This is a genomic window from Magnetospirillum sp. 15-1, assembly GCF_900184795.1.
Classification (GTDB): domain Bacteria; phylum Pseudomonadota; class Alphaproteobacteria; order Rhodospirillales; family Magnetospirillaceae; genus Phaeospirillum.
The window spans coordinates 286,023-308,434 of the sequence record NZ_FXXN01000022.1 but is presented as its reverse complement, the minus strand read 5'-3'; the positions used below and the strand labels follow the sequence as shown (position 1 = coordinate 308,434).

20 protein-coding genes are annotated in these 22,412 nt (G+C 66.1%); 9 read left to right on the top strand and 11 right to left on the bottom strand.

All coding sequences use genetic code 11. From position 1 onward, the window contains the following. Nucleotides 1–3: 3 nt before the first annotated feature. The 10 genes from fliG to CP958_RS09425 all read right to left on the bottom strand — a co-directional run bounded on the left by fliG (nucleotide 4) and on the right by CP958_RS09425 (nucleotide 12,477). A complete protein-coding gene (fliG, locus tag CP958_RS09470; RefSeq protein ID WP_096701698.1) occupies nucleotides 4–1,023 on the bottom strand; it encodes a flagellar motor switch protein FliG in 1,020 nt (339 codons plus the stop codon). Nucleotides 1,024–1,035: 12 nt separating this feature from the next. Then, entirely contained in the window at nucleotides 1,036–2,697 is a 1,662-nt protein-coding gene (gene fliF, locus CP958_RS09465; protein ID WP_096701738.1) for a flagellar basal-body MS-ring/collar protein FliF, read from the bottom strand. A 254-nt stretch (nucleotides 2,698–2,951) separates the two neighbouring features. After that, entirely contained in the window at nucleotides 2,952–5,459 is a 2,508-nt protein-coding gene (locus CP958_RS09460; RefSeq protein WP_096701697.1) for a flagellar hook-basal body complex protein, read from the bottom strand. A gap of 22 nt (nucleotides 5,460–5,481) precedes the next feature. Further along, nucleotides 5,482–6,291 (bottom strand): flagellar hook assembly protein FlgD, encoded by an 810-nt coding sequence (locus CP958_RS09455; protein ID WP_096701696.1) that lies wholly within the window; start codon nucleotides 6,289–6,291, stop codon nucleotides 5,482–5,484. A gap of 11 nt (nucleotides 6,292–6,302) precedes the next feature. Continuing rightward, complete coding sequence (locus CP958_RS09450; protein ID WP_096701695.1) at nucleotides 6,303–8,075, bottom strand: flagellar hook-length control protein FliK; 1,773 nt, start codon at nucleotides 8,073–8,075, stop codon at nucleotides 6,303–6,305. 193 nt (nucleotides 8,076–8,268) lie between these two features. Next, the gene (locus CP958_RS09445) at nucleotides 8,269–8,529 is read right to left on the bottom strand and encodes a hypothetical protein (protein ID WP_096701694.1); all 261 of its coding nucleotides are present in this window, start codon (nucleotides 8,527–8,529) and stop codon (nucleotides 8,269–8,271) included. Between the two features lie 4 nt (nucleotides 8,530–8,533). Then, nucleotides 8,534–9,268: a molybdopterin-binding protein gene (locus CP958_RS09440; protein WP_096701693.1), complete on the bottom strand. Its 735-nt coding sequence runs from the start codon at nucleotides 9,266–9,268 to the stop codon at nucleotides 8,534–8,536. 27 nt (nucleotides 9,269–9,295) lie between these two features. Continuing rightward, the gene (locus CP958_RS09435; RefSeq protein WP_096701692.1) at nucleotides 9,296–10,279 is read right to left on the bottom strand and encodes a bifunctional GNAT family N-acetyltransferase/(deoxy)nucleoside triphosphate pyrophosphohydrolase; all 984 of its coding nucleotides are present in this window, start codon (nucleotides 10,277–10,279) and stop codon (nucleotides 9,296–9,298) included. Nucleotides 10,280–10,297: 18 nt separating this feature from the next. Beyond that, complete coding sequence (gene argJ, locus CP958_RS09430) at nucleotides 10,298–11,527, bottom strand: bifunctional glutamate N-acetyltransferase/amino-acid acetyltransferase ArgJ (RefSeq protein WP_096701691.1); 1,230 nt, start codon at nucleotides 11,525–11,527, stop codon at nucleotides 10,298–10,300. A gap of 77 nt (nucleotides 11,528–11,604) precedes the next feature. Continuing rightward, the gene (locus CP958_RS09425; RefSeq protein WP_242442817.1) at nucleotides 11,605–12,477 is read right to left on the bottom strand and encodes a peptidylprolyl isomerase; all 873 of its coding nucleotides are present in this window, start codon (nucleotides 12,475–12,477) and stop codon (nucleotides 11,605–11,607) included. Between the two features lie 258 nt (nucleotides 12,478–12,735). Here CP958_RS09425 and gap point away from each other — a divergent pair, with 258 nt between their 5' ends. The 9 genes from gap (at nucleotide 12,736) to CP958_RS09380 (ending at nucleotide 21,259) form a co-directional block, all read left to right on the top strand. Beyond that, the gene (gap, locus tag CP958_RS09420) at nucleotides 12,736–13,734 is read left to right on the top strand and encodes a type I glyceraldehyde-3-phosphate dehydrogenase (RefSeq protein ID WP_096701736.1); all 999 of its coding nucleotides are present in this window, start codon (nucleotides 12,736–12,738) and stop codon (nucleotides 13,732–13,734) included. A 71-nt stretch (nucleotides 13,735–13,805) separates the two neighbouring features. Further along, entirely contained in the window at nucleotides 13,806–15,053 is a 1,248-nt protein-coding gene (locus CP958_RS09415) for a phosphoglycerate kinase (RefSeq protein ID WP_096701690.1), read from the top strand. A 100-nt stretch (nucleotides 15,054–15,153) separates the two neighbouring features. Next, nucleotides 15,154–15,915, top strand: coding sequence for a precorrin-4 C(11)-methyltransferase (gene cobM, locus CP958_RS09410; protein ID WP_096701689.1), 762 nt, complete (start codon nucleotides 15,154–15,156; stop codon nucleotides 15,913–15,915). A gap of 37 nt (nucleotides 15,916–15,952) precedes the next feature. Continuing rightward, nucleotides 15,953–16,732, top strand: a complete 780-nt coding sequence (gene cobA / locus CP958_RS09405) for a uroporphyrinogen-III C-methyltransferase (protein ID WP_096701688.1) — start codon at nucleotides 15,953–15,955, stop codon at nucleotides 16,730–16,732. Continuing rightward, nucleotides 16,729–17,487: a sulfite exporter TauE/SafE family protein gene (locus tag CP958_RS09400; protein ID WP_242442816.1), complete on the top strand. Its 759-nt coding sequence runs from the start codon at nucleotides 16,729–16,731 to the stop codon at nucleotides 17,485–17,487. The genes cobA and CP958_RS09400 overlap by 4 nt, the downstream gene beginning before the upstream one ends. Before the next feature lie 16 nt (nucleotides 17,488–17,503). After that, nucleotides 17,504–18,106 (top strand): SCO family protein, encoded by a 603-nt coding sequence (locus CP958_RS09395; protein ID WP_096701686.1) that lies wholly within the window; start codon nucleotides 17,504–17,506, stop codon nucleotides 18,104–18,106. Further along, nucleotides 18,099–19,445: a cobyrinate a,c-diamide synthase gene (locus CP958_RS09390; protein WP_096701685.1), complete on the top strand. Its 1,347-nt coding sequence runs from the start codon at nucleotides 18,099–18,101 to the stop codon at nucleotides 19,443–19,445. The genes CP958_RS09395 and CP958_RS09390 overlap by 8 nt, the downstream gene beginning before the upstream one ends. 142 nt (nucleotides 19,446–19,587) lie before the next feature. Beyond that, nucleotides 19,588–20,814, top strand: coding sequence for a polyhydroxyalkanoate depolymerase (gene phaZ, locus CP958_RS09385; protein WP_096701684.1), 1,227 nt, complete (start codon nucleotides 19,588–19,590; stop codon nucleotides 20,812–20,814). After that, a complete protein-coding gene (locus tag CP958_RS09380; protein WP_096701683.1) occupies nucleotides 20,777–21,259 on the top strand; it encodes a YcgN family cysteine cluster protein in 483 nt (160 codons plus the stop codon). The genes phaZ and CP958_RS09380 overlap by 38 nt, the downstream gene beginning before the upstream one ends. A gap of 105 nt (nucleotides 21,260–21,364) precedes the next feature. Here the strand turns inward: CP958_RS09380 and CP958_RS09375 are convergent, their stop codons facing one another. Further along, nucleotides 21,365–22,330, bottom strand: a complete 966-nt coding sequence (locus CP958_RS09375; protein WP_096701735.1) for an IS481 family transposase — start codon at nucleotides 22,328–22,330, stop codon at nucleotides 21,365–21,367. Between the last annotated feature and the right edge of the window lie 82 nt (nucleotides 22,331–22,412).

The following is a 22,412-nucleotide window of genomic DNA, read 5'->3' as shown; positions in this document are numbered from 1 at the left end:
CGCTTAGTACACCAGCTCGTCTTCCTCGCGGCCCTCGGAGATGACGATCTGCCCGGAGGCCGCCAGTTCCTTGGCCATGACCACGATGGCGGCCTGGGCCTGATCCACGTCCCTGAGACGGACCGGGCCGAGCGCTTCCATGTCTTCGCGGAGCATCTTGCCGGCGCGTTCGGACATATTCTTGAAGAACAGTTCCTTGACGGCGTCGGCGCCGCCCTTGAGCGCGATGGCCAGCTTGTCCTTTTCCACCGAGCGCAGCAGCACCTGGATGCCGGAGGCGTCGATGCGGGTAAGGTCGTCGAAGGTGAACATCAGCGCCTTGATCTTCTCGGCGCTTTCGCGGTTGCGTTCCTCCAGGGCCGACATGAACCGGTTCTCGGTGTTGCGGTCCAGGTTGTTGAAGATGTCGGCCATGAGTTCGTGGGCGTCGCGGCGCTGGGTGCGGGCCAGATTGGTCATGAACTCGGTTCTCAAGGTCTTTTCCACGCCGTCCAGCACTTCCTTCTGCACCGCCTCCATGCGCAGCATGCGCATGATGACTTCCATGGCGAAGTTTTCGGGCAGGATGGCCAGCACGCGCGACGCGTGGTCGGGCTTGATCTTGGCCAGCACCACCGCCACGGTCTGCGGGTATTCGTTTTTCAGGTAGTTGGCCAGCACCTGCTCGGACACGTTGCCCAGCTTGTCCCACATGGTACGACCGGCCGGACCGCGGATTTCCTCCATGATGGAGTTGACGCGATCCTTGGGCAGGCTCTTCATCAGCAGGCGTTCGGTGGTGTCGAACGAGCCGGTCAGCGAACCGGTGGACGACAGCGCATCGGCGAACTCGACGAAGACGCGCTCCACCAGATTGGAGGACACGGTGCCAAGGCTGGCCATGATCTGGGACAGTTCCTTGATCTCGTCGTCGCCCAGCATGCCGAACAGCTTGGACGAGTGTTCCTCGTTGAGCGACAGCATGAACATGGCGGCCTTCTGGGGGCCGGTGAGGCTGCGGTAGTCTTCCTTGACGCGTGCCATGGCGGTTCCCTATCAGCTTTCCTGGTAGAGCCAGTTGCGGATGATGGACAGCGCCTCTTCCGGATGCTTGTCGACGATTTCGCCGATCTTGCGGATCGAGGAGGCCTTGACGCGGCCTTCCACCTTGTCGATGTCGATGAGTTCGTCGGCGATGACCTCTTCCTCGCCGCCCAGCGGCTGGGGCATGGCCGCCGCGCCGGGGCCGGTGAGCTGCGGCATGGCGCCGCCCTCGGCGGTCAGCAGACGGCGGCCGTCGGGGCCGACCTGACCCTGCATGGACTCGATGGCCCGGCTGATGAGCGGACGCAGCACCAGGAGCAGGAACAAGATGGCCACCACGGAGAGGCCCAGGTTCGACGCCACCTTCTCGACGAAGTCGCGGCGCATGCCGAAGATGAACTCGCCGGGCTCCTCGGCCATGTCCAGCTCCTCGCCCTTGTAGAAGGGCATGGAGGCGACCTTGACCTGATCGTCGCGGTCCTTGGTGAAGCCGATGGCCGACTTGACCAGCGCCTCGATCTGCGACAGTTCCTCGGGGGTGCGTTCGCGATAGGTGGTCTGCTTGCCGTCGCCCGACTTCTCGCGCACGCCGTCGACGATGACGGCGGCGGAAACCTTGCGGATCTCACCCATCTCGCGGACCGTGCTCTTGGTCTTGCGCGAGATTTCGTAGTTCACGGTTTCCTGGTTCTTGCTGCTCTTGGTCGAGGTGCGGATGTTGCCGCCCGACGAGGCGTTGGGGTCGGGCAGGTTCTGCTGCACGGTGACCGGGGTGGGCTCGGCGTCCTGGCTCTGCTCGCCCTCGTTGACGGTGACCTGGGAGCGGACCACCTTGGTCTCGGGGTCGAAGGTCTCCTCGGTGGTGGTGGCCTGGCTCAGGTCCATGTCCACGGTGACCTCGGCGCGCACGCGGCCCGGCCCCAGGGACCGCTCCAGCAGGTCCTCGATGGTCTTGACCAGCTTGGCCTCGGTCTTGACCTTCATGTCCTCGGCGGCCTGGGCCTGATACTCCTTGGAGTTCTCGAAGCCCTTGGCCAGCAGGGTGCCCTTGTCGTCGACGATGGAGATGCGCGACGGCTTCATCTTGGGAACGGCGGCGGCGATCAGGTGCTGGATGGCGCTGACCTGCCCCTTGTCCAGGCGCTGGGAGCCGTTCATCTTGATGATCACCGAGGCCGACGGCTCCTGGGTGTCGCGGGAGAACGCCTCGCGCTTGGGCAGCACCAGATGGACGCGGGCGGCCTTGACCTTGTCGATGGAGCGGATGGTCTTGGACAGCTCGCCTTCCAGGGCGCGGATCATGGTGATGTTCTGCTGGAAGCTGGTGGAGCCCAGCGCATCCTGCTTGTCGAACAGCTCGTAGCCGGCCATGCGGCCGCCGGCCGGCAGCGCCTGTTCGGCCATGCGCACCCGCAGGTCCAGCTTGCGGTCCTTGGGCACCCAGACCTCGGTGCCGTCCTTCCTCAGTTCGTAGGGGATCTTGTCGGCGGTCAGCTTCTCGATGATCTGCTTGGAATCGCCCAGGTCCAGATCACCATAAAGCAGTTCCATCTGCGGCGCGGCGACGCGGCTCATCAGATAGATGAAGAAGCCGAGAATACTGACGCCGACACCGGCGATGGCGGCCAGCCGCATGGGCCCCAGGCCGCGCAGCATCTGCAGGAATGCGTTCACGTCGTCTCCATCCGCGTGCACGTGGGTGCCGCCGGCCGGCACACGCGTCCAGGTGACAGACTAAGGTCTTGTCGCTGAAGAGATGGTTAACGCCCGGCAATTTTTGCCGGGTGGGGTTTTGCCGTAGTTTGAACGGCCCCTCGGGCGCCGGGCGGGCCGCTTCGGCGGCCTTGGCATGCGTATCCCCGGAATCAATCCGGCGGCCTTCTGGCCGCCGGATCTTGTTAGGAAGCAGGATGGGTGGATTGGACGCGTTAACGCTTGATCTGCACCAGTTCGTCCAGCATCTGGTCGGCAGTGGTGATGATCTTCGCCGCCGCCGAGTAGGCGCGCTGGGTCACGATCATGGTGGTGAACTCGGAACCGATGTCGACGGTCGAGGCTTCGAGCGACGCCGACTGGATGGAACCGGCGCCGGCGTTGTTGGCTTGGCGCAGGGTGTAGGAGCCCGACGTGTTGGTCTCGATCCAGGAATTGCCGGTCAGCGATTCCAGGCCGTTGGGGTTGGTGAAGGTGGCGATGGGGATCTGGAAGACCGGACGGCGCACGCCGTTGTCGAACAGGGCGGTGACCACGCCGTCGGTGCCCACCGACACGCCCGAGAAGTTGCCGAACTTGGCGCCGTTCTGGGTCAGGTAGGCCAGCTGATAGGTGCCGCCCAGCTGGGTCATGCCGTCGGCCTGCGAGGTGTTGCCCACGAACCAGTTGATGCGCTGGTCGGCGCCGGTGCCGTTGGGCACCAGGGTCATGGACTGGGCGCCGTTGGCCCAGGTGACCGCCATCTTGGCGACGTTGATGTCCTTGGGCGTGCCGTCGCCGTTGAAGGTGATGGCCGGGTTGGTGGCGGTGATGGCATTGAGTTTGAAAATGCCGTCCACGGTATCCACCGAGGGGATGCCGGAACTCCAGTTGCGGGCTTGCGACTGGGTCAGGCCGGTTCCCATGTCGCTCGCATCGATGGTCATGGTCGAACCGCCCTTCTGCTGGACGATTTCCACCGTCGAGCCGTTGGCACGGAACAGCGGCATGGTCGCGCCAATGGGAATGACGTCCTGGGGCATGATATCATTCGGGAGGGCGGTGATGTTGGTGTCGGCGTCCCAATTGCGCGGGTTGCTGAGTGCCTGAGCCACCAGGGTGGCGACGTCCGAGCCCGAGGTGTAGCTGGTGCTGTTGAGGTTGATGATGACTTCCTGGCCCAGGCCGGGAGACAGGGTTCCGGTCGTGTCGAACTTGACGTGCAGGGTGTTGCCGCCGACCGTGAAGGCGATGGTCTTGCCCTGCAGGTTGGAAATATCGGCCGACGACGAGGCGGTGAAGTCCAGTCGGGCCTGGCTGCCGTAGATCAGCGAGGGAGTGGAACCGTCCACGATATCCATGGAGGCCGCGCCGGACGGCGGATTGACGCCGCGCTGATCCTGATAGGGAGCGGTCGAGGTGGTGACGTAGTCGGCGGGGGTCAGATTGATGCTGTTGGCCGTGGAGCCCGCCGCCACCAGGTAGTAGCCGGTGTTGGCGGTGGTGTTGACGGCATTGGTGACATGGATGTAGTCGCCGGGGGAGATGCCCAGGCTGGCGGGAGTCTGGCCGAGGTCAAGCTCGCTGCCCGCCGCGGTGAACTTGCCGGAGATATTTTTGGTGGCGCCGGCGATCCCCAGGGTCACGGAGATACCGGCGGCGGTATCGGTGATGGCTGGCGAAGTGGCGACGGTGCCGCTCACGTACCAATTGCCGTTATTGGTGCTGGCGGTGCCCGAGGCGGACGAGATGTTGAGGACGGAACCGACCGGAAGGTCGCTGGTCTGCAAGGTGCCGGCCGGCATGGCGATGGCGCCGGTGTTGGAGAAATAGCCCAGGGAGGTGGAGGCCGCGGCGATCAGCGTCTTGACGCCCTGGCCGGAATTGCCGGCGGCGCCGCCGTAGAGCTTCAGTGCCGCGGTGTTGTTGGCGGCCGCGTCGGTCAGGGTGGTGGAAACCGAGTAGAAGTTGCTCTTGGTTTCCACGTCCCACTGGTTGGAGTTGGTCTTGGTCCAGTTGACGTTGAAATTGTGAGTGTCGCCGAGCGAGTCGTAGATCAGCACGCTGGTCTGGTGGTAGCCCGACGATGAGGTGCTGGCCGGGTCGTAGATGGTGTCGCCCGACGGCAGGTTGGCGCCCATCTTGATCTGAGTGGTCTGATCGGCGGTGCCGCCGATGGTCTTCAGATTGAGGGACTTGGTTTCCTGCGGATTGATGATGTTCTGGTTGACGTAGTGGAACGTGCCGTCCGACTGCTTGTACGCCTTCATATAGGTGTTGCCGTCGATGGTCGTCTCGGTCGGCTTGGCCAGAACGTTGTTGTTGGTCGGCTGCAGCGGCCAGCCCTGGAGGTAGAAGCCCGACACGTTCTGCAGGTAGCCTTCCTTGTCCACCTTGAACGACCCGGCGCGGGTGTAGGCGAACATGCCGTTGCCCGACGTGGCCGGATCGGGGTCGGTGTTGACCACGAACATGCCCTGGCCCGAGAGCGCCATGTCGGTGGATTCGGAGGTGGCCTGCAGCAGGCCCTGGCTGTCGATGGCCGCCCGGGGCTTGGACTGGACGCCGCCCGGCGAGTAGGAGGTCAGGGAGACCTGCTTGGTCACCAGGGTCTGGAAGTTGACCTTGGCTCCCTTGTAGCCGGTGGTGTTCACGTTGGTGATGTTGTCCGAGATGGCTCCCATGGCGCTGGACTGAGAAGCCAGACCGGAGACACCCGAGAACAATGCGCCATACAAGCTCATGATATCCTCCTGATCCTAAATTCTACTGGCCGCTCGAGCCGGTGTTTGTGGTGCTGGCCGATTTCTGCAGCGCCTGAAGCTGCGCCATGGCGGCCTGATATTGGGCGTTGGCGGCGGCCAGTTGGGCGTTGTTGACGCCGGTCGCGCTGTCGTTGACGCTGACCACCTTGTCCATGGTCAGCGTGATGTCGTTGCCCTTGGTTCCGGCACCCATCACCAGGGTGGCGCCGTTGGTGGCGTCGTTGGTCACCTTGGTGATCCGGCCGAAGCTGGTGCTGGTGGTGGTAATGGCCGTACCGTCGGAGGCGGTGGCCACCACCTGGAAGGAATAGCGGCCGTCGTCCAATTGGGTGCCCGACGAGTCCTTGCCGTTCCAGGTGATGTCGTGGCGGCCCGATGCGGTCTCGCCCGAGATGGAATTGACCTGTTTGCCCGACGAGTCCTTGATCACGATCTTCACGTCGCGGGCTTCCTTGGGCAGGGTGTAGGACAGCGAGGCCGAACTGTCTTGCAGCGGCAGGTCGGTGCCCGCCACCTCGACGGTCTGGCCGAGATAGGTGATGCCCTGCGAGGTCTGAGCGGTCTGCTGCAGCTTGATCAGCTTTTCCAGGTTGGAATTGGCGTTGATCTGCTGCTCGACGCTGGAGAACTGCACCAGCTGGTTGGTGAACTGGGTCGAGTCCATGGGCGACAACGGGTCCTGATGCTTCAGCTGAGTGGTCAGCATGGTCAGGAAGGTGTTGAAGTTGCTGCCGAGCGTCGCCTTGCCGGCCGCCGAGCCGGTGGCGGTGGCGGCCGTATTGGCTGTGTTGGTGGTATCGACGGTGCTCATGGAACCTGCTCCTACACCGAGATGTCGACGCCGGAGCGTCCGCCGAGGCTGCGGCCACGGGCGGCCTGCGCCGCGCCGGTACCAGCCAGCTGACCGTCCTCGCCGTTGGCGTTGCCGCGATTGCGGCCGCGGCGAGAGCGGGTGTTGTTGTTGTTGCGATCAGCGTTCTGCTGCTCCTCGCCGCCCTTCAGGCTGAAGGTGGTGGCGGCGCTGTCGGGCTTGAGACCCGCGTCCTCCAGGGCCTTCTCCAGGCCCTTGGCGTCCTTTTGCAGCATGGCCAGGGTCTCGGGCTTGTCGGCGGTGACGGTGGCCGAGACATGGCCGTCGGAGCTGACTTCCAGCTTGATCTCGATCTTGCCCAGTTCGTAGGGCTTCAACTGGATCTTGATGGTGTCCGAGCCGTCCTTGACCTGCTTGTCGATCTGGACGGTCACCTGTTCCATCACCTGGGCCTGCAACGGGGTGCGGGGGGTCCGCGCGGCGGATTGGGCGGCTTGGCCGGCCGACGACTTGTCGGCGGCCTGGGCGGCGCCCACTCCGGCCAGGCCGATGACGTTGCGCTGCTCGGGGGCGGCTTCCTCGGCGGTGGAGGCCTCGGCCTGGGCGGCCAGTATGGCGGCGAAGGGGCGTGCCTCGGCTTCGGCCACCGTATCCGTGCCCGCTTCCTGGGTGGGCGTGACCGCCGCCGGCGCGACGGTTGGGGCGGTGTCCTGGTTCGAGGCGAAGCCCTGGCCGGCCTGCGGGTCCTGGTTGTTGCCCTGGGCGGCTGCCTGGGTGGCGAGGTCGAGCTGGGACAGCGTTTCGACCACCGTGGCGGCGGTCTGGGTCACCGGAGTGGTGTCGGCGGTCTTGGTCTGGACCTTGATGTCGAGATGGACGTTGGAGCCCGACAGCATGGCCGCCAGATCGCGGGCCTGATCGTCGGCAAGGCTGCTGGTCTGGTCGGCGGTGGCGGCCTCGGCGGTGGCCTTGTGCTGGCTGACCTTGGCGATCATCTGGTTGACCAGTTCGGTGGCGGCGTCCAGGGCATCGTCCATCTTGCCGTCCTGAACATCGTTGACCAGACGGCTTTCCAGATCGGTGATGCGCTGGCGGTCCTCGGCGGACAGGCCCGCCATGGGGTCTTCCTGGGTCTTGGTGTCGTCGGTGCCGTTCAGTTGGGCCTTCACGGTCTGGGCCAGGGCCGCCAGATCCAGGTTGGAGGCGTTGCCGGCGGTGTTGTTATCCACCTGCACGACCTGCATGGTCTCGGTGACGGTCACGTCGATGGCGACGATGAGTTCCTCGTCGTCCTGGGCCTTGGCCTCGGCCGGGGCCGCGGCGGCGGTATCGTCCTGGGCGGAGACGTCGTCGTCCGAGGCCTTGGCGTCGGCGGTCTGGACCGTGGCGGTGTCGTCGTCGTTCTTGGCCTGGGCGGGAGCCGCCTGGGTGTCGTCGTTCTTGCGGGCTGCGCTGCTGCCGGCGGCGCGGCCTTTGTCGGCCTTATCGGCTTTGGCGGTGGCGGGGCGAGCGTCCTTGGCGGCCGGCTGGTCATCCTCGCGGGTGTCCTTGCGGGCGTCGACCTTCACTTCCATGTGCAGGCGGGTGATGTGTTCGGACAGGACCTTGTCGCCGGAGACCATGCCGCTCAGATTGCCGGTCTTGCCGGCGAAGCGCTGGGTGGTCTGCTGCAGCAGCGAGAGGAAGGCGTCTTCCGCCGACAGGCTGGTCTGCTGCTTGTCCTGGCTGACCGCAGTCATGTTGGCTTCGGGTACCACACGCTTGTCGATGGATTGCACGGTCATGGTCTTGTCCCCGCAGAATGGGCTCGTGAACGGTTTTTCGCGTCCATTCCTGAGCAAGCGGCGGGCCAAGTGGTGCCACCCGGCTTAGTTGGTTGATTTTATTGAGAGAAATTTTTTACCGTCATGGGGGCATATGCCGTGGGGACGGCGCAGGACGGAAAAAAATGCCGGGTGCGGGGAAAAGCCTGCCGGTTCAGTAGATGTCCCGGTCGCCCTCGTCGTCCTTGGCGAGGCTCATGATTCCCACCCCCATGGCCACCGAGCCGAAGGTGACGAACAGGCCGAGGAACATCAGGAGCAGCACGGGAACGGGATTGGGGGAGTCCATGGCCAGGGTGCGGATATGGCCGAGATCGGTGGCCAGCACCAGGGCACCGAAGGTCCCCCCGGCGGCGAGGCCGTAGCACAGGTGCTGGGCCAGGAATTTCAGCGGCTCGCGTTCCTTGGGCGTCATGGGCTCAGGCCTCGGCCGATGCGGCGCCCAGTTCGGCCGCCAGGACGCGGGTTTCGGCCATGACGCTGTCCAGCCGCCCGGCATCGGTGCCGCGCGCCACGATGGTCACCAGCGAGCGGCCCTCGGTGAACGAGGGGTAGGACCCCACTTCCACCTCGGGGTGGCGGTCCTGGATGCGGGTCAGCCCCTCGGCCAGATCGCCTTCCCGCACGGCCAGGGTGACGGAGCGCGATATCTGGGGCGGGCCTTCGGCCAGGGTGTGGCGAATTCCTTCGAACATGGCCCGCAGGATGGAGGGAACTCCGGCCATGACGAAGACGTTGCCCATGCGAAAGCCCGGGGCTTGGCTGATGGGGTTGTCGACCAACTGGGCGCCGACCGGGATTTCCGCCATCTTCAGCCGGGCGGCGTTGAGCTCGCCGTCGCCGTAGCGGCTTTGCAGGCGGCGGACGGCTTCGGGGTTGCGCTCCAGCGGTACGCCGAACGCCCTGGCGATGGCGGCCGAGGTGATGTCGTCATGGGTGGGGCCGATGCCGCCGCTGGTGAAGACGTAGGTGTGGGAAGCCCTGAGTGCGTCCAGGGCGGCGACGATCGCCGGCTGGTCATCGCGGACGATGCGCACTTCCGCCAGGGTGATGCCGCGTGCCGCCAGCTCCTTGCCCAGATAGGCGACGTTGGCATCCTGGGTGCGACCCGACAGGATTTCATTGCCGATCACCAGGATTGCCGCGTTGGCCATGACCGTCTCCCGTATGAGGGAGGTGTATTATACCCACTCCCGGAGGATGGCGACCAGGGGGATGTCGGCGGGCGGCATGGGCAGGTCGCCCAGGCGGGCGGCGCGCACCCAGCGCAGTTCCTGGCCCTCGCGGGAGGCGGGGTTGCCCTTCCACACCCGCACCAGGTAGAGCGGCATCAGCAGGTGAAAGGTGTCGTAGTCGTGGGAGGCGAAGGCGACGGGAGCCAGGCAGCTTTCCCGCACGTCGATGCCCAGTTCCTCCTCCAGTTCGCGGACCAGGGCGGTTTCCGGGGTTTCACCCTCGTGAATCTTGCCGCCGGGAAACTCCCACAGTCCGGCCATGGTCTTGCCGGCGGGACGGGACGCCATCAGCACGCGGCCATCGCCGTCCACCAGGGCGGCGGCCACCACCAGCAGGGTGGGGCGGAGCGAGCGGGCCATCTGCCAGTCCGCCTTCTTCAGCCTGAAGACCGGGGCGACGACGCTTTCGCCCCGCGCCGGCATGGGGCAGGTGTCGACGCGCAGGAAGGTGAGGCCCACCTTCTCCAGCACCCGCTGGGAGGCGGTGTTGTCGGGATGGAAATGAGCCCACACCCGGTCGAAGCCCAGGGTATCGAACAGATGGCGGATCAGGCGGTGCGCCGCCTCGGTGGCGTAGCCCAGGCCCCAGAAATCCTTGCCGACCCAGTACCCCAGTTCCGGCGAGCCGTCCCGCTCGAGCCCGAAGCCGATCACGCCGACCAGTGCGCCGTCGACGGTGCGCTCCATGGCCAGCGCCACGCCCTTGCCCTCGGCGCGGCGGGTTTCCTGCAAGATGACGAAGGCCTTGGCGTCGTCAAGGCTGTAGGGGTGGGGAATGGCGGCGGTCAGCCGCACCACGTCCCAGTCGCCGAGCAGGGCGACCAGCCCGTCCAGGTCCCTGCCGTCGACCGGCCGCAAGCGCAGCCGGGCGGTGAGCAGCGGATGCCCCGCCCAGACAGTGCCGGGCTCCCGGCAACCCCGTTCCGCCATGACGCGATCTCCGTTCCGTCAGGTCCGATAGGACCCGTTGATGTCGATGTATGCGTGGGTCAGGTCGCAAGTATAGACGGTCGATCTTCCCTTGCCCACGCCCACGTCCACCTCGATGACGATGTCCTGGCCCTTGAAGTGGGCGGTCACCGGCGCCTCGTCGTAGCCGGCGGCGATCTCGCCCTTGTCGGCGACCAGCACGCCGCCCATGCGGATGGAGAGCCGGTCGCGGTTGGCCTTTTCGCCCGCCTTGCCCACCGCCATCACGACGCGGCCCCAATTGGCGTCCTCGCCGGCGATGGCGGTCTTGACCAGCGGCGAGTTGGCGATGGCCATGCCGATGGTGCGCGCCGCCCGCTTGCCGGCGGCGCCGGTCACGTGGATGGTGACGAACTTGGTGGCGCCCTCGCCGTCCTTGACCACCTGCAGCGCCAGATCGAGCAGCAGGTCGAACAGCTTGGCCTTGAAGTCGGCCAGGCGCTTGTCCTTGGCGTCCTTGATCACCGTGTTGCCCGCTTTGCCCGTGGCGAACAGCATCAGGGTGTCGCTGGTCGAGGTGTCGGAATCCACGGTGATGGCGTTGAACGAGCGGTCGACGCCCTTCCCCAGCAGATCCTGCAGCACGCCGGACGGCAGGGCCGCGTCGGTGAAGACGTAGGACAGCATGGTCGCCATGTCCGGCGCGATCATGCCGGCGCCCTTGGCGATGCCGTTGATGATCACCGTGGTGCCGTCGATCACGGCGGTGCGGGTGGCGCCCTTGGGATAGGTGTCGGTGGTCATGATGGCCTGGGCGGCGTCTCGCCAGTTGCCGGGCTGGAGCTTGGCGCGCACGTCGGCCAGGGCCGCCGTGATCTTCTCGTCGGGCAGACGCACGCCGATGGTGCCGGTGGACGCGATGTAGACCTCGGAATCCTTGCAGCCCATCAGGGCGGAGGCGGACTCCACCGTACGGCGCACCGAGGCGACGCCCACCGAGCCGGTGAAGGCGTTGGCGTTGCCGGAATTGACCACCAGGGCTCGGGCCGAGCCCTTGGCCACGGCGGTGCGGCACCATTCCACCGGCGCCGAGGCGGTCAGCGAACGGGTGAAGACGCCGGCGGCCGAGGTGCCCTTGTCCATCTCGACCAGCAGCAGGTCGGTGCGCCCGGCGTAGCGCACGCCGCAGGCGTGGCTGGCCAGCCGGATGCCGGCGATCACGGGCATGTCGGGGAAGCTCTTGGGCGCGAGGGGGGAGATGGCGGTCATGGCGTCGGGTCTCGTCTTGAAGGGAGTTCCTAAGGAGAAAGGCCCGGCCGTTTGTGGCGGCCGGGCCCATCAGGCTTTTACTTCTTGGCCGCTTCCAGCGGCGTGCCGTCGGGCTTGAACCGCTTGATCTTGGCCTTCTCGCGCAGATCGATCACCATCTTTTCCTGGAGTTCATCGGCGATCTGGCGGGCGATGACCGGCTTGGCCTGGTCGAAGGGCGGGATGGAGGCCATCCGCTTGTCCTCGACCTTGATGATGTGATAGCCGAACTGGCTCTTCACCGGGGTCTTGGACACCTCGCCCGGACGCATGGCGAAGGCGGCGGTGGCGAATTCCGGCACCATGGCGCTCTGGACGAAATAGCCGAGATCGCCACCCATGGCGCCCGAGCCCTTGTCGGTGGAACGGCTCTTGGCCAGTTCGCCGAAATCCGAGCCGCGATTCAGGTCGGCGATGATCGAGCGGGCGCCTTCCTCGGTTTCCACCAGGATGTGACGGGCGTGCACTTCTTCCTGGGGGGTGAAATTCTTCACCGCCTGGTCGTAGCGGGCCTTGATGGCTTCTTCGGTGACGGCGCCGCGGACCTTCTTCTGCATCATGGCCTGGGCCATCAGCTGGACCTCGACCCGCTTCAGGGCCGCCTTGACGTCGGGATCGGCGTCCAGCTTCTCGCGCTTGGCCTGTTCGTAGACCAGCTGGTTGTTGATGGCGACCTCGAGCACCGCTTCGTAGGGGGCCTGCGGACCCATCTGGCGGCCGAATTCGGCCAACTGCGACATCTTGATGTCGGAGCCGTTGACGTTGGCCACAACGGTATCGGCGGCAAACGCCGGGCTGGCGGCCAGCCCGGCCGCCAGGGAAAGGGCGAGCATGGGGCGGCGCGCAAACAGCATCTTCATGAGCGATCGTTCCTTCTCGTCGATGGTCTGGGCGCCAGGGGCGGCGTCCACGGCCGAGACATCAGTGCCTGCGGTTGAAGCATAACCGGACGGGCGGCACAAGAGGCCGATTGGTATCACCCAGGAATGCGGCGAAGTCATGGCCGAATTCCGCTCCCTACGAGCACTGGATTCGGAACGCACTCTGTGCAATATGGTTGCCCGACTTCGCAGGCCAGGGCGCGCACCCATCGCGCGCCGGCGCCACCCAATCAGCCCCCGGCCAGGGCGTGCCTGTAAGACGTCGTGTCGGACCAAGTGGAGGATATTATGACTGTTCGCGTTGGCATCAACGGCTTCGGCCGCATCGGTCGCATGGTGTTCCGCGCCGTGGCGAAGGAATTCCCCGAGATCGAGATCGTCGGCATCAACGACCTCCTCGAGCCCGATTACCTCGCTTACATGCTGAAGTACGATTCGGTGCACGGCCGCTTCAACGGTGACGTCACGGTCGAAGGCTCGAACCTGATCGTCAACGGCAAGAAGGTTCGCCTCACCGCCGTCAAGGACCCGGCCGAGCTGAAGTGGGACGAGGTCAAGGCCGACATCGTCATCGAGTCCACCGGCCTGTTCCTGTCGGCCGACGTGGCCGAGAAGCACTTGAAGGCCGGCGCCAAGAAGGTGCTGATGTCCGCTCCCTCCAAGGACGACACCCCCATGTTCGTCTATGGCGTGAACCACGAGAAGTATGCCGGCGAGAAGATCGTCTCGGCCGCGTCGTGCACCACCAACTGCCTGGCTCCCGTCGCCAAGGTGCTGAACGACAACTGGGGCATCAAGCGCGGCCTGATGACCACCGTGCACGCCGCCACCGCCACCCAGAAGACCGTCGACGGTCCGTCGTCCAAGGATTGGCGCGGTGGCCGCGGCATTCTGGAAAACATCATCCCGTCGTCCACCGGTGCCGCCAAGGCGGTGGGCAAGGTGCTGCCCGAGCTGAACAAGAAGCTGACCGGCATGGCCTTCCGCGTTCCCACCTCGGACGTCTCGGTGGTCGACCTGACCGTCGAGCTGAACAAGGACGCGTCGTACGAGGACATCTGCAAGGCCATGAAGGCGGCGTCTGAGGGCGCGCTCAAGGGCGTGCTGGGCTACACCGAGGACAAGGTGGTCGCCACCGACTTCGTCGGCTGCAACATGCCGTCCATCTTCGACGCCGACGCCGGCATCGCGCTGGACAGCACCTTCGTCAAGGTCGTCACCTGGTACGACAACGAGTACGGCTATACCTGCAACATGCTGCGCTTCCTGAAGCACATCGCCAAGTAAGCCGCTTGGTACCGATCCGGGCGGAAGGGTCTCCCTTCCGCCCGAATTCCTTCCAGACATAAGGAGCTTCCATGTTCCGGACCATCGACAAGCTGGACGTCAAGGGCAAGCGGGTGCTGGTGCGCGCCGACCTCAACGTGCCGGCCAAGGACGGCAAGGTCACCGACACCACCCGTATCGACCGCTCGGCCGCCACGCTGATCCAACTGGCGGAAAAGGGTGCCAAGGTCATCGTGCTGACCCATTTCGGCCGCCCCAAGGGGCGCGAGGACAAGTACTCGCAGAAGCTGCTGGTCGAGCCGCTTGCGCGTGCGGTGGGCAAGCCGGTGGCCTGGGCCGACGATTGCATCGGACCGGACGCCGAGAAGCTGATCGCCTCCATGAAGGACGGCGACATCGCCCTGCTGGAAAACGTCCGCTTCCATCCCGAGGAAGAGAAGAACGATCCCGCCTTCGCCAAGGCCCTGGCCGCGCTGGGCGACGCCTATGTCAACGACGCCTTCTCCACCGCGCATCGGGCGCACGCCTCCACCGAGGGCCTGGCGCATCTGCTGCCGGCCGCCGCCGGCCGCCTGATGCAGGCCGAGCTGGAGGCGCTGGGGCGTGCGCTGGAAGCCCCCGAGAAGCCGGTGGCCGCCATCGTCGGCGGCGCCAAGGTTTCGACCAAGCTGGACCTGCTGGGCAATCTGGTTTCCAAGGTGGACTACCTGATCATCGGCGGCGGCATGGCCAACACCTTCCTGTTCGCCCAGGGCAAGGCGGTGGGCAAGTCGCTGTGCGAGAAGGATCTGGCCGACACCGCCCGCGAGATCATCAAGAAGGCCGAGGCCGCCAAGTGCCGCATCGTGCTGCCCACCGACGCGGTGGTGGCCGGCGAGTTCGCCGAGAACGCCGCCAATTCCGTGGTGAGCGTGGATGCCGTCCCCGAGGACAAGATGATCCTCGACGCCGGCCCGGCTTCGGCCGAGACGGTGGTCAAGCTGCTGGAAAGCTGCAAGACCCTGGTGTGGAACGGCCCGCTGGGCGCCTTCGAGATCGCCCCCTTCGACAAGGCCACCAATGCCGTGGCCCAGGCGGCGGCGGCTCTTACCGCCAAGGGCAAGCTGCTGACCGTGGGCGGCGGCGGCGATACCGTCTCGGCCCTGGCCAAGGCGGGGGTGGAGGATAAGTTCTCCTACATCTCCACCGCCGGCGGCGCCTTCCTGGAATGGCTGGAAGGCAAGGAGCTGCCCGGCGTGGCCGCCCTGCACGTCCAGCCCGATCAGGTGCGCGGCACCGGCTGCGGCTGTGGCGCCGGTGGCGTCGGCGGCTGCGGCTGAGATTGAAACCTGCCATTCTTCATCGTCACCCCCGGGCCTGGCCCGGGGGTCCATGGATGGCCGGGTCAAGCCCGGCCATGACGATTTTTAGAGGTACTCCATGACCGTCCATTTCATCGGCGCCGGCCCCGGCGCTCCCGACCTCATCACGGTCCGGGGGCTGAATCTGATCCGCCGCTGCCCGGTGGTGCTGTATGCCGGTTCGCTGGTGCCGCCCGAGATCGTCGCCGAGGCCACGCCCTCGGCCCAGGTGGTCGACACCGCGCCGCTCAATCTGGACGAGATCATCGCCGAGATGGAGGCGGCTCACGCCAAGGGTCACGACGTGGCCCGCGTCCATTCCGGCGATCCCTCCATCTATGGCGCCATCGCCGAGCAGATGCGCCGCCTGGACGCCTTGGGCATTCCCTATGACGTGACCCCCGGCGTTCCCGCCTTCGCGGCGGCGGCGGCCGCGCTCGCCACCGAGTTGACCCTGCCCGACGTCAGCCAGACGGTGATCCTGACCCGGACCTCTGTGCGCTCGTCGGCCATGCCCAACAACGAGGATCTGGCGACGCTGGGTCGCAGCGGCGCGACGCTGGCCATCCATCTGTCGGTGAGCAACCTGGCCCATGTGGTCAAGGAATTGTCGCCGCTCTACGGTGCCGATTGCCCGGTGGTGGTGGCCTTCCGGGTGGGTTGGCCCGACCAGAGCTTCATCCGGGGAACCCTGGCCGACATCCGCGACAAGGTGAAGGCGGCGGGGCTGACCCGCACCGCCCTGATCCTGGTGGGCCGTGTGCTGGGCGGTGCCGAGTTCACCGATTCCCGCCTCTATGCCGAGGACCATACCCACGTCTTGCGTCCCGGCAAGGAGTGAGACTCCCGGGCCGCATGCCCTTATAGTACGGGCCACCATGCTCGATCTGCCTTTCGATCTTCCCGATTTCGCTTCCGGTTCGGTCTGGCTGGCCGGTGCCGGCCCCGGCGATCCCGGCCTGCTGACCCTGCTGGCGCTGCATGCGTTGCGCAGCGCCGACGTGGTCGTCCACGACGCCCTGGTGGATCGGCGCATCCTCGCCCTGATCCCGTCCTCGGCCACGGTCGAATCCATGGGCAAGCGGGGCGGCGAAGCCTCGGCGCGGCAGGCGGACATCACCGCGCGGCTGATCGAACTGGCGCGGGCCGGCAAGAAGGTGTTGCGCCTCAAGGGCGGCGATCCCTTCGTCTTCGGGCGCGGGCCGGAGGAAGCCCTGGCCCTGGTGGCGGCCGGCATTCCCTTCCGCATCGTGCCGGGCATCACGGCGGGGATCGGCGGGCTGGCCTATGCCGGTATCCCGGTGACCGCCAAGGAGACCAATTCGGCGGTGGCCTTCGTCACCGGCCACGGCCCCGACGGCGACATTCCCGATGAATTCGACTGGGATTGCCTGGCGCGCGGCGCTCCCGTCCTGGTGTTCTACATGGGGCTGAAGCATCTGGACCGCCTGACCGCCCGTCTGATGGCGGCGGGCCGCAGGGCGGACGAGGCGGTGGCCGTAATCTGCAATGCCGCCACGCCGCGCCAGAGCGTGCTGGAAACCACCCTGGCCGAGGCGGCGGGGGCGGTGGAGCGGGCCGGGCTGAAGCCACCGGCCCTGCTGGTGGTCGGGCCGGTCGTCGAGTTACGCCGCCGGCTGGATTGGTGGGCGCCGTGATCGAGGTGCTGACCGATCTGGCCCATGCCGGTATCGGCATCTGCCGCGTCGGCATCGACGGCCGCGAGAACCTGATTCTCGGCCTGTTCGTCACCGGGCTGGTGGGCAGCCTGACCCATTGCGTCGGCATGTGCGGCCCCTTCGCGCTGTCCCAGGTGGCCGCAAGGCTGGAGGCCATCCCCCTGGAACGCATGACCGAGATGCGGCGGCTGGCGGGGGCGGCCCTGCTGCCCTATCATCTGGGCCGCGCCACCACCTACGGGGCGCTGGGCGCCGTGGCGGCGGGGTTCGGTGGCATCCTGGGCGGGGCGGGATCGTTCCGCCTGCTGGCCGCCGTGCTGCTGGGCATGGCGGCGCTGCTGCTGCTGGGCATGGCCTTGCCCGGGATCAAGGCGCTGGGCGGAGCCGGCGGCGAAAGTCGCTGGTCGCGCGCGGTGGGGCGTATGGCCGGGCCGTTGTTCGCGCGCCCCTTCGGGCTGCGCGGCTGGATGCTCGGGGTGATGCTGGGGTTTATTCCCTGCGGCCTGCTTTACGCCGCCCTGGCGGCGGCGGCGGCGGGCGGCAATCCGGTGGCCGGTGCCTTCGGCATGCTGGCCTTCTGGGCCGGAACGGTGCCCATGCTGGTGCTGGTGGCGGCGGTGGGGCAGGCGGCGGTATCCCATTGGCGGGCTCCGCTGTTGCGGGCGGCACCCGCCTTGTTGGTTCTGAACGCGGGAATGTTGGGCCTCATGGCCTGGCAATTGCTCGCCTCGTGAATGTGGAGAGGCCTGGATGAAGTTTTCACGCAGCCTGCTGGCCCTGATGGCGGTGATCGTCGTCGCCCTGGTGGTGGTCGGTGTCCGCCTGGTGATCTGGAGCGGCCAGAGTTCCGAGGGCGCCAAGTCCATTCCCGCCATTGGCGGCCCCTTCCAACTGACCGACCATAACGGCAAGCAGGTCAGCGACCGCGATTTCCGCAATCGCTATATGCTGATCTTCTTCGGCTACACCTTCTGCCCCGACGTCTGCCCGACCACCCTGTCGACGGTGACGGCGACCCTGGAGAAGCTGGGACCCAGCTATGCCAGGAAGGTGGTGCCCATCTTCATCACCATCGATCCCGAGCGCGACAGCGTGGCGGTGATGAAGGAATACGTCGGCGCCTTTTCCCCCGATATCGTCGGCCTGACCGGCACGCCGGAGGAAGTGGCCAAGGTGGCCAAGGAGTTCAAGGTCTATGCCGCCAAGGTCAAGGGCGACCGGCCCGAGCACTATACCGTCGACCACTCGGCCATCCTTTACCTGATGGGTCCCGACGGCAAGTTCGTCGCCCACTTCACCCACGGCATTTCCGCCGACGATCTGGCGGCGGGGCTGAAGAAGCACATTGGCTAGGACAAGGGGGGCTGACGCCAAGGGCCTCATCATCGCCGCGCCCGCCTCGGGCAGCGGCAAGACCACCCTGACGCTGGGCCTGCTGCGCTTGCTGGCCCGGCGCGGCGTGGCGGTGGGCTCGGCCAAGGTGGGGCCGGACTACATCGATCCCGCCTTCCATGCGAGCGCCTCGGGGCGGCCCTGCTACAACCTGGATTCCTGGGCCATGCGCCCCATTACCCTGGACGCCCTGGCGGCCAAGGCGGCGGACGGCGCCGACCTGCTGGTCTGCGAAGGGGTGATGGGCCTGTTCGACGGCGCCTTCGTGCCGGCCGGCCAGGCCGACGGCAGCACCGCCGACCTGGCCGCCGCCACCGGATGGCCGGTGGTGCTGGTCGTCGACGGGCGCGGCATGACCGGCTCGGCGGCGGCGGTACTGGCCGGCTTCGCCAATCTCAGGCCCGAGGTGCGCATCCGGGGCGTCATCTTCAACCGGGTGGTGGGGGAAAAACACAAGGCGGCCATCGCCGCCGCCTGTTCCATCGCCTGCCCGGACGTGCGCCTGCTGGGCTTCCTGCCGCCCTCTCCGGGACTGGAAACGCCGTCCCGCCATCTGGGGCTGGTCCAGGCCGCCGAGCGCGCCGACCTCCAGGCCTTCCTCGACGGCGCAGCCGCCCTGGTGGCCGAGCACCTGGATGTCGAGGCCCTGATCGCCCTGGCCGAGCCCTCGCGTCTTGCCGCCAAGGGCTCGGCGTCCGTGATCGCGCCCCTGGGCAACCACATCGCCGTGGCGCGCGATACCGCCTTCGCCTTCGCCTATCCCGCGCTGCTGGAGGGCTGGCGGGGTGCCGGGGCGGAGTTGTCGTTCTTCTCCCCCCTGGCCGACCAGGGGCCGGATCAATCCGCCGATGCCGTCTACCTGCCGGGCGGCTATCCCGAGCTGCATGCCGGCCTCCTGGCGGGCAATGCCGGGTTCCTGGGCGGCCTTCGCCGGGCGGCGGCGCGCGGCGCCGTGCTGTACGGCGAGTGCGGCGGCTACATGGTGCTGGGCCGGGGCATGGAGGATGCCCAGGGTGTCCGCCACGCCATGGCCGGGCTATTGGGGTTGGAAACCTCGTTCGCCAGGCGGAAGCTGCATCTGGGCTACCGCCGTGCGCGGCTTTCCGCCGACGGGGCGTTGGGCCGGGCGGGAGCGACCTTTCGCGGCCATGAATTCCACTATGCGTCCATCCTGGCGGAGGAAGGCCTGCCGCTGTTCGCCATCGCCGACGCTCCGGGGACGCCGCTGGGGTCCGCCGGGCTGACGGAAGGCCGGGTGATGGGCTCGTTCGTCCATCTCATCGATGGCGCCACCCCTTGAACTTGCTGCGACGCAGCATGAAATGAAACCCGGGTCAATGCGTATTCTGCACTATGGTGCCGAATAATTTTGTTGCGGGAATTGTCATCAGCCTGTAACAAAAATCCACGCCACCGTTCCAATCAGCCTGGGGTCGACGGACATGCTCTATCATCTGCACGAAATGCAGCACCACGCTTTCGCCCCCATGCGCATGCTGGCCGAGGCCATGCAGACCATGTACAGCCACCCCTGGGTGCCCATGGCCTATACCAGGTTCGGCCGCACGGTGGCGGCGACGGCGGAACTGGTGGAGCGCACCACGCGGCGTTATCCCAAGCCGCCCTTCAACCTGCCCACCACCACGGTGGACGGCGAGACGGTGAATGTGGTCGAGCAGGTGGTTCATCACACCCCGTTCTGCAACCTGCTGCATTTCAAGCGCAGCGTCGAAGGGCGCAAGGACCCCAAGGTTCTGTTGCTGGCTCCCATGTCCGGGCACTTCGCCACTCTGCTGCGCGGCACGGTCGAGACCATGCTGCACGAGCATGACGTCTACATCACCGACTGGCTTGATGCCCGCGACGTTCCGCTGGCCCGGGGCGACTTCTCCCTGGACGACTACATCGACCTGCTGGTCGAATTCATCGAGTTCCTCGGCCCCGACACCCACATCATGGCGGTGTGCCAGCCGTCGGTGCCCATGCTGGCGGCGGTGTCGCTGATGGCCGCCCAGAATAATCCCAACCAGCCGCGCTCCATGCTGATGATGGGCGGTCCCATCGACACCCGCATCAACCCCACCAAGGTCAACGACGTCGCCACCCACAAGCCCCATTCGTGGTTCGAGCGCACGGTGATCCACTCGGTGCCCATGACCTATGCCGGCCACGGCCGCAAGGTCTATCCCGGTTTCCTGCAACTGCACGGCTTCATGAGCATGAACCTGGAGCGCCACGTGGGCGAGCACGTCAAGCTGTTCCAGAACATGGTCAAGGGCGACGGCGATTCCGCCTCCCAGCACCGTGAGTTCTACGACGAGTACCTGTCGGTGATGGACCTGCCGGCCGACTACTACCTGGAAACCATCCGCAAGGTGTTCCAGGAGCATCACCTGCCGCGCGGCATCATGGTGTCGCGTGGCCGCAAGGTCGATCCCGGCGCCATCCGCCACACCGCCCTGATGACCATCGAGGGCGAGAAGGACGACATCACCGGCGTCGGCCAGACCAAGGCGGCCCACGATCTGTGCGTCAATCTGGCTCCCGAGAAGCAGCGCTACCACTTGCAGCCCAAGGTGGGCCATTATGGCGTCTTCAACGGCCGCCGCTGGCGTGAAGAGGTCTACCCCAATGTCCGCGAATTCATCCGCCAACACGACCAGGGCTGATAAGGACGCGGAAGGTCCGCCGTTCTGGCGGACCACGCCGCTGTCGGCCATGACGCGCGAGCAGTGGGAATCCCTGTGCGACGGCTGCGGCCGCTGCTGCCTGCACAAGCTGGAAGACGCCGACACCGGCGAGATCCACTACACCAACGTGGCCTGTCGGCTGCTCAACCTGCACACCTGCGGGTGCAAGAGCTATGCGAAGCGCTGGGATTCGGTGCCGGACTGCGTCGAACTGAGCCCGGTGGTGCTGCCCACCCTCAAATGGCTGCCGTCCACCTGCGCCTACCGGGTGCTGTCCGAGGGCAAGGTGCTGCAGTGGTGGCATCCGCTGGTCTCGGGCGACCCGGAGACGGTGCACCGGGCCGGCATCTCGGTACGCGGCAAGGTCATCGCCGAGTCCCGCGCCGACCTGCTCGACTATCACGTGGTGACATGGCCGGAATAGCAAGGGCGCCTCTGCCTAAGCGCGCACCTTCGCGGGCTTAGGCCGCCGCCTCGACGGCGGCTGGTCGCACCGTGCGCCGGATTTGGCGCCCGATGCCCTAGGTGTTTAGGTGTTTAGTCCCGGCATTTGATGGATCGGATCGAGCTTGAAGCGTTCAGGCTCGGTTGTCCAGATTTTGCAGATGTATTCGTAGGGGGTGAGGCCCTTGAGGGTTTTGAGGCGCCGCCCGAAATTGTAGGCGCTGACGAAGTTTTCAAGGTGCGCCTCGAACTCCTGAAGGCTGTCGTAGTGGTATCGTTTGACGGTGGCTTCCTTGATGGTGCGGTTCATACGCTCCACCTGCCCGTTGGTCCACGGATGCTTGATCTTGGTCAGCCGGTGGTCGATACCGTGCTCTTGGCAGCGCATGTCGAACATGTGGGTCACGTACCGTGCGGTGGGACCGTCGGCGTAGCGGGGCGAAAAGGTGAACTGGATGCCGTTATCGGTCAACACCGTGTGGATCTTATAGGGGACAGCCTCGATAAGGGCCTCCAGGAAGGCGGAGGCAGAGGTGCGGCCTGTTTTGCGGGCCGACCGTACAAAGGCGAATTTGCTGGTGCGGTCGATGGCGACATAAAGGTAGAGCTTGCCTTCAGCGGTCCGTACCTCGGCAATGTCGATGTGGAAATAGCCGATGGGATAGCTTTTGAACCGCTTCTTGGCGGGCTTGTCGCCCTCCGTTTCCGGCAGACGGCTGATCCCGTGGCGCTGCAAGCAACGATGCAAGGCAGAGCGTGTCAGGTGCGGGATCGTCGCCTGCAAGGCGCACAGGCAATCGTCCAGCGGCAGCAGCGTGTGACGGCGGAAGGCCACGATGATGGCCTCCTCTTCAACGGTCAGAACCGTCGATTTCGCCTCCTTTGGTCCCATCGGCAGATCGCTGACCGATGGGCGCTTCTTCCACTTGGCAACGGTCTTCGGGTTGATCCCGTACCGCTTGGCAAGGGTTCTCAGGCTCTCTTGACTATCCTGTATTGCTCGACGGATTGCCTCTGTCGTTGTGGCACACCCGTGTAGAACCTGGCCCATAGTGCTTCCCTCCATTCTGCCGAATAGAGTGCGCCATCAAATGCCAGGACTAGGCCGTAAACTCATAAACAGGCTTCCCTCT

Excerpts from the sequence above, each read along its gene's own strand:
- fliG (WP_096701698.1), bottom strand. The coding sequence starts at position 1,023 with ATGGCACGCGTCAAGGAAGACTACCGCAGCCTCACCGGCCCCCAGAAG.
- CP958_RS09460 (WP_096701697.1), bottom strand. The coding sequence starts at position 5,459 with ATGAGCTTGTATGGCGCATTGTTCTCGGGTGTCTCCGGTCTGGCTTCT.
- CP958_RS09455 (WP_096701696.1), bottom strand. The coding sequence starts at position 6,291 with ATGAGCACCGTCGATACCACCAACACAGCCAATACGGCCGCCACCGCC.
- CP958_RS09450 (WP_096701695.1), bottom strand. The coding sequence starts at position 8,075 with ATGACCGTGCAATCCATCGACAAGCGTGTGGTACCCGAAGCCAACATG.
- CP958_RS09445 (WP_096701694.1), bottom strand. The coding sequence starts at position 8,529 with ATGACGCCCAAGGAACGCGAGCCGCTGAAATTCCTGGCCCAGCACCTG.
- CP958_RS09440 (WP_096701693.1), bottom strand. The coding sequence starts at position 9,268 with ATGGCCAACGCGGCAATCCTGGTGATCGGCAATGAAATCCTGTCGGGT.
- CP958_RS09435 (WP_096701692.1), bottom strand. The coding sequence starts at position 10,279 with ATGGCGGAACGGGGTTGCCGGGAGCCCGGCACTGTCTGGGCGGGGCAT.
- argJ (WP_096701691.1), bottom strand. The coding sequence starts at position 11,527 with ATGACCGCCATCTCCCCCCTCGCGCCCAAGAGCTTCCCCGACATGCCC.
- gap (WP_096701736.1), top strand. The coding sequence starts at position 12,736 with ATGACTGTTCGCGTTGGCATCAACGGCTTCGGCCGCATCGGTCGCATG.
- CP958_RS09415 (WP_096701690.1), top strand. The coding sequence starts at position 13,806 with ATGTTCCGGACCATCGACAAGCTGGACGTCAAGGGCAAGCGGGTGCTG.
- cobM (WP_096701689.1), top strand. The coding sequence starts at position 15,154 with ATGACCGTCCATTTCATCGGCGCCGGCCCCGGCGCTCCCGACCTCATC.
- cobA (WP_096701688.1), top strand. The coding sequence starts at position 15,953 with ATGCTCGATCTGCCTTTCGATCTTCCCGATTTCGCTTCCGGTTCGGTC.
- CP958_RS09395 (WP_096701686.1), top strand. The coding sequence starts at position 17,504 with ATGAAGTTTTCACGCAGCCTGCTGGCCCTGATGGCGGTGATCGTCGTC.
- phaZ (WP_096701684.1), top strand. The coding sequence starts at position 19,588 with ATGCTCTATCATCTGCACGAAATGCAGCACCACGCTTTCGCCCCCATG.
- CP958_RS09380 (WP_096701683.1), top strand. The coding sequence starts at position 20,777 with ATGTCCGCGAATTCATCCGCCAACACGACCAGGGCTGATAAGGACGCG.
- CP958_RS09375 (WP_096701735.1), bottom strand. The coding sequence starts at position 22,330 with ATGGGCCAGGTTCTACACGGGTGTGCCACAACGACAGAGGCAATCCGT.